Origin of the sequence: Glycomyces sp. NPDC021274, assembly GCF_040641195.1 — a bacterium.
GTDB lineage: Bacteria > Actinomycetota > Actinomycetes > Mycobacteriales > Micromonosporaceae > Glycomyces.
Genome location: NZ_JBFADC010000012.1, coordinates 66,913 through 79,490, shown reverse-complemented (window position 1 = coordinate 79,490; position 12,578 = coordinate 66,913). Strand labels below are relative to the sequence as shown.

The window sequence follows — 12,578 nt, the reverse complement described above, 5'->3', positions numbered from 1 at the left end:
GGCCGGGGAGGCTTCGCTCATGCGTTCAGTGCGCGGCCTCGGGGTGGCGCAGGCACCAGCCCTCCCAGGCGGACTCGACCATCTCGCGCACGCCGTACCGCGCGGACCAGCCCAGTTCCTTCAGGGCCAGTTCGGCGGAGGCGACGACGCGCGCGGGGTCGCCCTCGCGGCGCGGCGCGATCTGGGGCTTGACGCCCTCGCGGCCGGTCACGTCGAGGATGACCGCGGCCATCTCCGCGACCGAGGCGCCCTCGCCGCGGCCGATGTTCAGGACCAGGCGGGTCTCGGGGTCGGCCGTGAGGCGGCGGACCGCGGCCAGGTGCGCGGAGGCGAGGTCCTCGACGTGCACGTAGTCGCGTTCGCAGGTGCCGTCGGGGGTCGGGTAGTCGTCGCCGAAGACGACCGGCGCCTCGCCCTTCGACAGGCGGTCGAAGACCATGGGGATCAGGTTGAACACGCCGACGTCGGCGAGTTCGGGCGCGGCCGCGCCCGCGACGTTGAAGTAGCGCAGGCAGACCGTGGCCATGCCGTGGGCCCGGCCCGCGGCCCGCACCAGCCACTCGCCGGCGAGCTTCGTCTCGCCGTAGGGGCTCATGGGCGCGCACGGCGTGTCCTCGGTGACGAGGTCGACGTCGGTCATGCCGTACACGGCCGCGGAGGACGAGAACAGGAACCGGGTCACCCCGGCCGCCGCGGCGGCCTCGAGGACGAGGCGGAGCCCTTCGACGTTCTCGCGGTAGTACAGGAGCGGCCGCTCCACCGATTCGCCCACCTGCTTGCGGGCGGCGATGTGCACGACGCCGGTGACCTCGTGCTCGCGCATGACCTGCTCGAGCCGGTCCCGGTCGAGCACGTTGCCCTGCGCGAGCGGCACGTCGGCCGCGAGCCGGTCGGGGATGCCGGAGCTGAGGTCGTCGAGGACGACGACCCGCTCGCCGGCGGCCGTCATCGCGCGCACCACATGGGAACCGATGTATCCGGCGCCGCCGGTGATCAGCCAGGTCATTGTCACACTTCCTTAGGGGGTAGAGCCTTAGGAGGTAGGGCCTTAGGCGGTAGAGCCTGAGGAGGCAGGGCCTGCTCCAGGCCCGGGGAGGGCGAGGGGGCGGGCCCGATGAGCCGCTCGTAGACGCGCACGTATTCGCGCGCCTGGTGCTCCCAGGAGTACTCCTCCAGCAGCGCCGGGTCCTTGTAGGCGCGGCGGTAGCCGTCCTTGTCGGCGAGGATCCGCTCGACGGCCCCGGCGAGGCTCCGGGCGTCGCCGGAGGTGAAGACCTCGCCGTTGCCGAGGCGCCGCACCTCTGCCGAGAGGGTCTTCACCTCGGTGACGATCAGCGGCAGCCTGGCGTGGCAGTACTCGAAGAACTTGTTGGGCAGCGCGATCTCGTGGTTGACCGAGCCCGTGGGCATCGGGTGGATGCCCATGTCGGCGGTCGCGATGAACCGGGGCAGGTCCTCGTAGTCGACGTAGCCGCGGAAGTGGAGCCGGTCGGCGATCCCGTACTCCTCGCCGAGGGCGATGAGCCGCTTGACGTAGGGGTTCGTGGTGTGGCGGCTGACCATGAACGCGACGTGGAGGCCGGGCACGAGCCGGGCGGCCTCGACGATGACCTCGATCTGGCGCTCCGGTGAGGCCCAGCCGATGTAGACCGCCAGCGGCGTGTGCGCGTCGAGTCCGCAGTCCGAGCGGAGGTCGCCCGGGTCGGGGCGGGGCGCGGGGTGCGCGAGCGGCGCGTTGTACACGACCGAGGGCTCGCGGTCGAGGCCGTGGCGCGCCTTGAGGAGCTTCGCGAGCGGGTGCGAGACAGTGACGACGGCGTCCGCGCCGGGCAGGTACTGGCGCTCCCAGCGCGACTGGGCCTCGAGCTTGTTCGGTTCGAGGCCTTCGTGGCCGGGCACGAACTCGTGGGCGTCGTACACCACTGCCACCGTCTTGCCCTTGCGGCGCAGGTGCTCGGCGGCGCGCACGCACACGCCGATCGAGTAGGCGTCGTGGGCGTGGAGCAGGTCCGGTTCGAGCTCGACGATCTCGGGCCGGTACGCGAGCTCGAAGCGCTGCATGGCGATGTCGAGCCGGCGCCAGGCCCGGTCGCCGAGGAGCGCGCCCCACCAGCGCCGCTCGATCCGGTCCAGGCGGCCGTCGCGCTTGAGGTACCGCTCGCGCTGCTTGGTCTGGCGGACGCGGCGGCCGACCCAGGCCCGTTCGAGCCTGCGGCCGACCCGGTGGGCGAGCAGCGGCAGGCGGACCCCGCCGTGGACGTCGCCGCCGCCGCGGAGCGCTTCGAGTTCGAGCCGGGCGGCCTTCAGGTGCCGCTCGCGGCGCTTCGCGCGCTCCAGGTCGACGTAGGCGAGCGGGTAGCGCAGGGCCGCCGCGTTCCGCCGGAAGGACCGGGGCGGGTCCATCTTCGGCAGCGGGATCTTGTGGATCACCGCGCCGTCCTGCTCGTACGGCTCCTGCTTCCCGGTGACGGAGACGCCGATGAGGTGCGTCTCCCACCCGGCGGCGGCGATGGACGCCGCCGCCTTCTGGACGCGGGAGTCCCCGTCGATCCGGTTGGGGACCACCATGACCACGCGGGCGGGGCCTGGAGCGGGCTCCATATCGATTCCTTACCTGTCCGGGGTCAGCTGCCGAGCACGATGTGCTCGCGGCCCTCCCAGACGGCGGGGTCGGTCACGCGGCGGCCGTCGAGCAGCACCGTGACCTCGGGAAGATCCGCAGGGGACAGCGTACGGTACTCGTCGTGGTCGGCCTGGACGACGGCGGCGGTCACGGCCTCGCCCCGGTGGGCCGGCAGCCCTTCGGCCTCGAGTTCCGCCACGGTGTACATCGGGTCGGACACGTACGGCACGGCGCCCTTGGCCCGCAGCGACTCCACCAGCGGGAAAACGCCGGAGAACGCGGTCTCCTTGACGGCGCCGCGGTAGGCGGCGCCGAGCACGAGGACGTGTGCGCCCGCGAGGTCGCCGTAGGCGGCGGCGAGCACGTCGACGGCGTACGAGGGCATCGCGGCGTTCGCTTCGCGGGCGGCCCGGACCACGGAGGCCTCGGGGTCGTTCCACAGGTACATCTGCGGGTAGATCGGGATGCAGTGCCCGCCGACGGCGATGCCGGGCCGGTGGATGTGGCTGTACGGCTGGGAGTTGCAGGCCTCGATGACCTTCATGACGTCAAGGCCCTGCTGGTCCGCGAACCGCGCGAACTGGTTCGCGAGGCCGATGTTCACGTCGCGGTAGGTGGTCTCGGCGAGCTTCGCCATCTCGGAGGCCTCGGCGGAGCCGAGGTCCCACACGCCGTTGGGGCGCGGCAGGTCGTCGCGCTCGTCGAAGTCGAGCACGGCCTCGTAGAACGCGACGCCCGCCGCGGCCGAGGCCTCGTCGACGCCGCCCACGAGCTTCGGGTACCGGCGCAGGTCCGCGAAGACCCGCCCGGTGAGGACCCGCTCGGGGCTGAACACGAGGTGGAAGTCGGTGCCCGCGGTCAGGCCGGACCCGGCTTCGAGCATGGGGCCGAACCGGTTCCGGGTGGTGCCGACGGGCAGCGTGGTCTCGTAGGAGACGAGCGTGCCCGGCTTGAGCCCGGCCGCGACGGCGTTCGTCGCCGCGTCCATCCAGCCGAAGTCCGGCACGCCCTGGGCGTCCACGAACAGCGGCACCACGATGACCACGGCGTCCGATTCGGCCACTGCCGCGGCGGTGTCGGTGGTGGCCTTGAGGTTCCCGGCGGTCACCGTCTCCTTGAGCAGCTCGGCGAGGCGGTGCTCGCCGGGGAACGGCTCCACGCCGTCGTTGACCGACTGCACCGTGCGGGCGTTGACGTCCGCTCCGATGACTTGGTGGCCCTTGTGGGCGAACTGGACCGCCAGCGGCAGCCCGATCTTGCCCATGGCGACGACACAGATCCGCATCTCACGCATCACTTTCTGAAGTCCAGTAGTCGGAGGCGGGAAAGGCCCCGCCAGGTGGCCCGCTCGTCGACCTTGACGACCAGGCTTCGTTTCTCGCCCCACGCGACAGCGAGGCCGATCGGCATCCCCAGGCGCTGGAGGTAGCCGCGCGGGGCCTTGAGCGGGAGGTCGTAGCCGAAGCTCCCGAGGTCGAGGTACACCCGCAGGGACCATCGGCCGACCCCGCGGGCGGTGAGCTCCTCGGTGCGCACGGCCGCGGTGAGCGTGGCGGTCGCGCCTTCGGCCCGGATCTCCACGACAGCGTCGATCTCGGGTCCGGCCGCCTCGGCGGCGGGCGCCGCCGTGCGCTTGCCGGGGGCCTCGCCTTCGGCAAGGCGGACCACGCCGACGCGCACGGCCGCATCGGGCAGGCCCTCCACGGGCAGGTAGCAGGAGTACTCGAGCCGGTAGTTCTCGCGCTTGACGCCGGTCCACACCAGGTACCGCGGTTCGATGCCGAGGGCGAGGGGCGCGGTGACGCGCTCGTCGGTGGCCTCGAACCACTCGTCCGCCAGGTCGTGCGCGGCCTCGCGGAAACCGGGGTAGCGGGCGAAGAGCCGGCCGTCCTCGAGCAGGAACCGCGGCTTCCGCTCGGCGATCGCGGCTTCGAGGAGGGCGTGGTCGCGGTGCTGCGCGAGCGAGAGGCGCACCCGCTGCTCGACGGGGAGCCGCAGGCGGATCGCGTCGGTGAGGTGCGCGTCGGCGAGGTCGGCGATCGCCGACCAGCACTTGACGCGTTCGTCCGGGGCCAGGGTGAGCGTGAAGGGCTGCAGGGCTTCGGCGACTTCGCCGGCGAAGACCCGGTAGGCCTGCTCGTCGTGATCGGGCCCCGCCGCCGAGTCGAGGATCCGCTCGGCGGCCGCGACGCGCTCGGCAGGCTCGGAAGCGTGCGCCGGGGCCGCAGGAGGGCTCGCGTTCATCATCGCTTCCCGGCGCCGTCCAAGACCACGGTCTGGCCGGTCGCCGCCGAGCGCAGCATCATCTCGGAGACTTCGACCGTGGCCGCGCCGTGGCGCAGGTCCACGATGTCGTTCGGCTTGCCGAGGACGGCGTCCCGGAACTGCTCGTGCTCCACCAGGAGCGGCTCGCGCTTGCGGATCGCGTACCGGATCATGTCGCCTTCGGAGACGCCGCGGAAGTTGCTGATGGCCTCCCACTCGGTGTCCACCACGCCGTTGGCGTAGAACGTGAGGTCGGCGGTGAGCGTGTCGGCGACGAAGCAGCCGCGGTCGCCGGTGACGACGGTGGTGCGCTCCTTGAACGGGCTGAGCCAGTTCACCGAGTGGTTCGCGATGGTGCCGCCCGAGAGCTGCCCGACGGCGGCGATCATGTCCTCGTGCTCGCGGCCCGAGCGCGAGACGGTCTGGGCGCTGATCGTGCGGTAGGTCTGGCCGGTGACGAAACCGGTCAGGTCGATGTCGTGGGTCGCGAGGTCCTTCACGACCCCCACGTCGGCGATGCGGCCCGGGAACGGGCCCTGGCGACGCGTCACGACCTGGAGGATCTCCCCCAGCTCGCCGGCCTCGAGCCGCTCGCGCAGCGACGCGACGGCCGGGTTGAAGCGCTCGATGTGCCCGACGCCGGCGACCAGGCCGGCGGCCTCGAACGCGGCCGCGAGCTTCACGGACGCCTCGGCGGTGTGCGCCAGCGGCTTCTCGATCAGGGCGTGCACGCCGGCGCCGGCCAGTGCCAGGCCGACCGCTTCGTGGTACGCGGTCGGGCAGGCGACCACGGCGTAGTCGATGCCGAGCCCGATGAGCTCCTCGACCTGCGCGACCAGTCCCACTCCCGTGGGCAGGGCGGCCGCGTCCGCGACCGGGTCGGCGACGGCGACGAGTTCGACGCCGTCGAGGGCGTTCAGCACCCGGGCGTGGTTGCGGCCCATCGCGCCGAGGCCGATGAGTCCGGCGCGCAGCTGTTCGGTCACTGGTCGAGCTCCAATGCGTTCACCGCGGCGATGACGCGGTCGATGTCGCCGGCGGTCAGCGACGGGTGGACCGGGATCGAGAGGACCTCGGCGGCGGCCTTGTCGGTGACGGGCAGGTCGACGTCCATGTGGGCGTACGGGACGAGCTTGTGGATCGGCGTCGGGTAGTACACGGCCGAGCCGACACCGGCGTCCTTGAGCTGGGCGAGCGCGCTGTCGCGGTCGCCGGTGACGCGAACGGTGTACTGGTGGTAGATGTGGCGGGCGCCGGGGGCCACGGGCGGTGTCGCCACGGTGGTGATCTCGGCGTCGAAGCGCGCGGCGTTGGCGCGGCGCTGCTCGGTCCAGCCCTCGAGCTGGCCGAGCTGGACGCGGCCGATCGCGGCGGCGACGTCGGTCATGCGCATGTTCGCGCCGACGATCTCGTTCGCGTAGCGCTGCTCCATGCCCTGGTTGCGCAGCAGGCGCAGGGTGCGCGCGAGCTGGGCGTCGTCGGTGGAGACCATGCCGCCTTCGAGGGAGTGCATGTTCTTGGTCGGGTAGAAGCTGAAGGTCCCGGCCTTGCCAAAGGAGCCGACGGGCTTGCCGTCGACCTGCGCGCCGTGCGCCTGGCAGGCGTCCTCGAGGATCGCGAGGCCGTGCTTGTCGGCGAGCGCGGTCAGGCGGGCCATGTCGGCGGGGTTGCCGTACAGGTGGACCGGCATGATCGCGGCGGTCTTGGGGCCGATGAGGGCGGCGACCGAGTCGGGGTCGATGTTGAACGAGTCGGCCTCGATGTCGGCGAAGACGGGCTCGGCGCCGACGAGGCGGACCGCGTTGGCGCTCGCGGCGAAGGAGAACGAGGGCACGATGACCTCGTCGCCGGGGCCGATGCCCATGGCGAGGAGGGCGAGCTGGAGCGCGGAGGTGCCGGAGTTCACGGCGACGCAGTGCGCGGTGCCGGAGACCTTGGTGAACTCCTCCTCGAAGGCCGCCACCTCGGGGCCCTGCACGACCTGGCCGCTGCGCAGCACGCGCACGGCGGCTTCGATCTCGGCCTCGCCGATGTGCGGTCGCGCCGGGGGAATGAACTCCCTCTGGTCGTCTGGCATTCGTCCCCCCAGGGATGTCGGTACACGGGCATCGGTTCGTGATGCGCCATCGATGATACAGAGGTGATCTTCGGTTAATTTACTCAGAACCCGAGGAAGCGACCAGGTTCCGGAGGGGAATCCGCAGGGTGAACCCCGCGGGTCCCGGGCTGGTCAGCGGCGTTCGTAGGGCGAGGGGAACGGGAAGTAGCGCTCGAGGAACCCGCGCACCATCGCGTCGACCGCCGCCTCCCGCTCGGGCGGCGTGTCCACGTCGTTGACGCAGAAGAACTCGGCGTCGCGCTCGGACGCGAGGGCGTCGAGCTTGGCCGGGGCGCCGGGGTCGGCGACGTCGACGTACATGAGCTTGGAGGTGCCGGGCACGCCGCGGCCGGTGAGCACCGAGTAGTGGTGCAGCAGCCCGGCGAACTCGATGTCGGCGGGGTCGCGGAAGCGCGAGCGGGCGGTGGCGGCGACGGCTTCGGGGTGGCGCGCCTCCAGTTCGAGGGCGACCTCGCGCAGCTGCGGGTGCGGGACGTGCTTGAACTTGCTGGTGATGAAGCGGTCGAAGTCGGCTTGGAGGAGGCGCCTGGCGTTGCGCCCGGCGAGGTTCGGCGCGGAGTCCTCGGGCCGGGCGTCGCCGAGCCCGATCTGCATGGAGGAGAACGGGACGCGGGCGATCCCGTTGGCGTGGAAGAACTGCTCGGGGCGGCTGGCCCGGCCGAAGAACACGTCGTCGTTGAGGATCACGTAGTGGTCGGCGAGGCCGGGGATGCGGTGCAGCTGCGTGGTGATCGCGTGGGAGTTGAACACCGGGAGCGCCGTCGGGTCGGCGAAGATCTCGCTGTGGTCGACCACGCGGACGCCCGGGGCGTCGGTGTCGAGCCAGGCGGGGGTCTGGCCGGCGGTGACGATGAAGACGTTCCGCAGGTACGGCGCGAACGTGTGCAGCGAGCGCAGCGAGTACTTGAGCTCGTCGCGGTCGGTGTAGCGGGAGGCGCCGCTGAGGTGCGAGTGGCCCTCGGTTCCGGTGCCGTCGTACTCGGCGCGGCGCGCCGCCCAGGCCGGATCGGCGCCGTCGACCCACATGTAGACCGCGTCGATCGGGAAGTCGACGTCGTCGACGAGCCTGCGGGTGAACGGCTCGAAGGTCGCGTACTTGTGCTCGCCGATCACCTGGGTGGCGGCCTTGCGCGCCTCGGCGGGCAGCACGTCGGCGATGCGGTTGGGCCGCGGTGCGACCCAGGCGCCCGCGAACATGGGCTTCGGGACCAGGACCTTGACGCGGTGGATCCGCTCGCCGTAGTCGGGGTGGGCGGCGAAGTCCTCGCCGTCGGTCCAGAACTCCACGTCGCAGCCGTACTCGAGGCCGGCCAGCAGCTGGTCCTCGGGGCCGAGGAGGAAGCGGCCGTAGCGGAGCGTGGAGGAGCTCTTCACGTCGCGCGGCAGCGCGCCGTCGGCGTAGAGCGCGGGCCCGGCGGTGATCTTGTCGGTGCGGCCGGTGCGGGCGACGTAGAGCTCGGTGTCGCCGTGGCGTTCGCGCACGGACTCGAGGAAGGCCTTCTTGTCGGCCCGGCGCAGGCCCACGACGTAGCGCTCGGGAGCGGCGCCGCGGACGAGGAAGTACTCGAGTCCGGCGGCTTCGGCGGCCTCGACGACGAGGCGCAGGTTCGCTTCGGCGGCCTCGGCGGCGGTGAAGTGCTCGACGCGGCGGCCGACGAAGGCCCCGCCGTCGTGCTCGAACCGGCGCAGCGCCGGGTCGGCGGCGAGGAGCCCGGCACGGCGCTCGGCGGCGCGGCCTTCGCGGATCCGCTCGGACCGCTTCTCCTTCAAGGACGCCGGGACGAACCGACCCACGACACGTCGCATCCGCGCGGTCGAGCTCCGCTGCTCGTTCGGCATCCGTACTCCTCCATGATCGGCCGCCCGCCAACGGTTGTTGCACGGCGAGGCGCCTTCCGATGATACAAACGCACGAGCCGGTGACCGGGTTGCTGGTCACCGCCGCGAATCGGAGGGCTCCGGAGCCGCCGCTGCGGGTTGCGAAGCGGTGCGCTGATCGCTACGGCGATCCGCGGCCGGTCACTCGCGCGCGCGGCCGCCCAGGGCGTCCCTGGCGAACTTCAGCGATTCGTGCAGGTCCGCGGACCGGCGGGTCCGGTTGCCGCTCTTGCGGGTGTTGACCTCGACGGTGATCGAGCCGTCCCAGTCGGAGGCGCCCAGCGAGCCGAGCAGCTCCGCGCACGGCTGCGTCCCGCGCCCGGGGACGAGGTGCTGGTCCGCGCCCGGATCGGTGCCGTCGCACAAGTGGATGTGCCGCAGGCCCTTGCCCATCCGCTCGGCCATGGCCACCGCGTCCGCGCCGGCGGCGGCGCAGTGCGAGAGGTCGAGCGTGTAGGCGTCGTAGCCGTGCCGGGTCGGGTCCCAGTGGGGCCGGTAGGGCACGAGCTTGCGCTTGCCGAGCTTGAGCGGGAACATGTTCTCGACCGCGATGGTCACGTGCGGGTACCGGGCCCGCAGCCCGTCGAGGACCGTCGAGAACTTCGACGCGTACTCCTTCTGCCACGAGAACGGCGGATGGATCACGACCGTGGGCGAATCGAGGTACTCGGCGGCCTGCACCGAGCGGCGCAGCCGCGTCCACGGGTCGGCGCTCCACACGCGCTGCGTCACGAGCAGGCACGGGGCGTGGACCGCGCCGATCTTCACGCCGTAGTGCTTGGCGAGGCTCGCGGCGGCCGACGGGTCCTGGGAGACCCGGTCGGTGAAGACCATCAGCTCCACCCCGTCGTAGCCGAGCTCGGCGGCGAGCTCGAAGCCCACCGCAGTGGGCTCCGGGTAGACGGAGGTGGTCGACAGCAGAACCGGGACGGACTGGGTCACGCCCCCCAGAGTACGCCGTTCGGTTTTCCGGCTCGCAAGCTTCGCCGCCGGACCGGTCCGGCGCCGCGCCCCGCGGCCGCCCGCTGCACCGGGCGCGGTTCCCGTGCAACCCGTACCGCTCCGGGTACCTTGGTGGGATGACCGACGAGGTGGCGCAGGACTTCGACCGCGAATGGGTCGAGTTCCTCGATCCCGACGACCCCGGGACCATGGTCCGGGCCGATCTCACCTGGCTGCTCTCGCGCTGGGGATGCATCTTCGGCAAGCACCCCGATGAGGGCGGCTGCCCCGGCATCGAAGCGGGCCAGCCCGCCGACGGCTGCTGCCTGCACGGCGCGTTCTACACCGACGAGGACGACATCAAGCGCACCAGGCAGATCGTCAAGAAGCTCACGCCCGAGACGTGGCAGCTGCACCGGCGCTGGAAGGACACCATCGTCGACGACACCCTCGAGAACGAGGACGGCGAAGAGGAGCCCGCGAAGAAGACCGCGGTCGTCGACGGCGCGTGCGTCTTCCACAACCGGGAGGGCTTCCCCACCGGGGCCGGGTGCGCGCTGCACCAGCAGGCGATGCGCGACGGCGTCCACCCCATGGAGTACAAGCCCGAGGTGTGCTGGCAGCTGCCGGTCAAGCGCGATTTCAAGACCGAGCACCGCGCGGACGGCACGGAGGTGTCGGTCACCCTCATCACCGAGTTCGACCGGGCCTCGTGGGGCCCCGGCGGCCACGACTTCGACTGGTGGTGCACCGCCTCCCCGAAGGCGCACACGGCCGTCGAGCCCGTGTACCTCTCGTACGCGGTCGAACTCACCGAACTGCTCGGTGCGCGGGCCTACGAGAAGCTGGCCGACCTGTGCGACGCGCGCGACAAGCTCGGCCTCGTCGCCCCGCACCCGGCGAGCGAGCGCGCACTGCGGCTCCTACCCATGCCCCGCCGCCGCTGAGACCTCTAAGGGGCCCTGCTTCCGCAGAGCCCCTTGGGAAAGCGTCAGATTCAGGCCGCGAGCGCGGACTCGCCCTTCGCGGTCTTGCGCACCGGCTCGGCGTAGGTCGCCTTGACCTCGGCGACGAACAGCGGCACCAGGTCCTGCGGTTCGACGTCCCCCAGGTAGTACTCGCGGGTCTCCGCGCGCAGCATGGCCTTCGAGTCGGTCACCAGGAGTTCGTCGAGCACCTTCTCGATGTTGCCGGCGTCCGGCTCGAGCAGGTACGCGGCCTTCGCGAGCGGGAACTCCTCGAGGTAGGCCTCCTTGAAGCCCTTCGGGTCCGTCATCGCGAACGGCCGTCCGCTGTAGATCCAGTCCGAGGCGGTGCCGCTGATGTCCGAGATCGCCACGTCGGCGGCGTTCACGCAGTCGGTCAGGCTCACCTCGGTCTCGGCCAGCGCGCCCCACAGGTGCGCGCGGCCGGTCTTGGCGGCGTCGGCAGCGATCAGGGCCTTGATCTCGTCGGCGAGCGCCTGGTAGGCCGCGTTGGTCCGCGTGTACGGGTGGGTGCGGAAGATCAAGGTCACGTCGCGCTTGAGCACGGCCTCCACGATCTTCCTGCCCTGCTTCAGCGACGAGTAGTTCACCTCGGCGGTCAGCCCGGTCCAGGTGGGCGTGTAGAGCACGACCGGACGCGCGCCGTCGACCTTGTCGCGCTCGCCGACCCGCATGTCGTGGAGCTGGGGGCGGGCGATCTTCCGGAACTTGTAGTTCGGGATGTCGACGCCGTGGCGGTGGTAGCGGTCGACGCCGGCCTGGCCCGCGACGAACACGCGGTCGTACATGAGCGAGACGGGGCTGCGGCTGATGGCCTTGTCCGAGTCGCCGTGCATGAGCTGCACGTGGAGGTAGTTGTCGAGCTTGATGAGCTGGGCGTTCTTGACCGCGTGGTTGACGTAGTAGCAGGCGCGGACGCTCCTGGGGAGGATCGTGTCGAGCACCGACTGGGCGGGCACCAGGACGACCGGAGCGCTGGTGCGCGCGACGATGCCGTCGTAGAGGTAGCGGTCGCGGATGAGGATCATGTACGGGTCGCCGACCTTCTCGAAGTACGGCAGCCACATGGTGAGCTGGTACTCGGACTCGCGGGCGCCGGCGAAGTGGATGATGAACTTCGGCTGGAGCCGCGTCACGGCGGTCATGACGCGCCCGTCCACGGGGTGCGGTTCGCGCTTGCGGTGCAGGTAGCCGCCGAGGACGGCGATGCCGGTCCAGGTGACGGCGGCGACGGTGAGCGCGGCGAACGCGACGTCGCCGGCGGTGCCGAGCGGCCAGGCCGCGAGCGCGTAGGCGATGGTGAGCCAGTTCAGGACGCCCCCGACCGCGGGCGGGGTCGAGCAGCGTTCGCGCAGGGACCGCTCGACGTCGAGGTTGCTCGTCTGGAGGTAGCCGACGTTGAGCGCCTTGGCGATGTTGTCGGCGCCGACGATGAAGAGCGTGACCAGGACGGCCGCGGCGAGGAAGGGCCAGCGTTCGGCGCCGTCGTGGTTCCAGACGGTGATGAGGACGCCGAGCGCGGTCATGGTGCGGGCCATGCGCATGCCGGTGAGGGCGTCGGGGACGCGGAAGGTGATGGTGGCGAACACCGCGAGGGCGAGCAGGAGGGTGAGTCCCGCGAGGTCGGGGAGCGCCACCGCGGCGACGACCGTGGCCACCGCGAGCAGGTTGAGCCAGATCGGCAGGGACTTGAGCAGGTTCTTCAACGGATCGCGCCTTCGGCTGGAATCGTGCGCGCGGGACCGGGTCGACCCCGGTCCCCCAC

The 12,578-nt window shown here is 71.6% G+C and carries 10 protein-coding genes; 1 reads left to right on the top strand and 9 read right to left on the bottom strand.

The window, feature by feature from the left end; all coding sequences use genetic code 11:
• Positions 1-25: 25 nt before the first annotated feature.
• From galE to AB0I03_RS22225, 8 genes are all read right to left on the bottom strand, one after another.
• Positions 26-1,006: a UDP-glucose 4-epimerase GalE gene (gene galE, locus AB0I03_RS22260; RefSeq protein WP_360415818.1), complete on the bottom strand. Its 981-nt coding sequence runs from the start codon at positions 1,004-1,006 to the stop codon at positions 26-28.
• A 2-nt stretch (positions 1,007-1,008) separates the two neighbouring features.
• Positions 1,009-2,601: a glycosyltransferase family 4 protein gene (locus AB0I03_RS22255; protein ID WP_360415816.1), complete on the bottom strand. Its 1,593-nt coding sequence runs from the start codon at positions 2,599-2,601 to the stop codon at positions 1,009-1,011.
• A gap of 23 nt (positions 2,602-2,624) precedes the next feature.
• Positions 2,625-3,908 (bottom strand): nucleotide sugar dehydrogenase, encoded by a 1,284-nt coding sequence (locus tag AB0I03_RS22250; protein ID WP_360415906.1) that lies wholly within the window; start codon positions 3,906-3,908, stop codon positions 2,625-2,627.
• Between the two features lie 8 nt (positions 3,909-3,916).
• Positions 3,917-4,867, bottom strand: coding sequence for a hypothetical protein (locus AB0I03_RS22245; RefSeq protein ID WP_360415814.1), 951 nt, complete (start codon positions 4,865-4,867; stop codon positions 3,917-3,919).
• Positions 4,867-5,874, bottom strand: coding sequence for a Gfo/Idh/MocA family oxidoreductase (locus AB0I03_RS22240; protein WP_360415812.1), 1,008 nt, complete (start codon positions 5,872-5,874; stop codon positions 4,867-4,869). Before AB0I03_RS22240 ends, AB0I03_RS22245 begins: the two co-directional genes overlap by 1 nt.
• Entirely contained in the window at positions 5,871-6,965 is a 1,095-nt protein-coding gene (locus AB0I03_RS22235) for a DegT/DnrJ/EryC1/StrS family aminotransferase (protein ID WP_360415810.1), read from the bottom strand. The genes AB0I03_RS22240 and AB0I03_RS22235 overlap by 4 nt, the downstream gene beginning before the upstream one ends.
• Positions 6,966-7,118: 153 nt before the next feature.
• Positions 7,119-8,846, bottom strand: a complete 1,728-nt coding sequence (locus AB0I03_RS22230; protein WP_360415808.1) for a stealth family protein — start codon at positions 8,844-8,846, stop codon at positions 7,119-7,121.
• A gap of 180 nt (positions 8,847-9,026) precedes the next feature.
• Positions 9,027-9,827, bottom strand: coding sequence for a sugar phosphate isomerase/epimerase (locus AB0I03_RS22225; protein ID WP_360415806.1), 801 nt, complete (start codon positions 9,825-9,827; stop codon positions 9,027-9,029).
• Between the two features lie 137 nt (positions 9,828-9,964).
• On the opposite strand from AB0I03_RS22225, the gene AB0I03_RS22220 reads away from it, so the two are divergent.
• Positions 9,965-10,774, top strand: coding sequence for a hypothetical protein (locus AB0I03_RS22220; RefSeq protein WP_360415804.1), 810 nt, complete (start codon positions 9,965-9,967; stop codon positions 10,772-10,774).
• A 50-nt stretch (positions 10,775-10,824) separates the two neighbouring features.
• Here AB0I03_RS22220 and AB0I03_RS22215 read toward each other — a convergent pair whose 3' ends face one another.
• Entirely contained in the window at positions 10,825-12,519 is a 1,695-nt protein-coding gene (locus tag AB0I03_RS22215) for a CDP-glycerol glycerophosphotransferase family protein (RefSeq protein WP_360415802.1), read from the bottom strand.
• Positions 12,520-12,578: the final 59 nt, after the last annotated feature.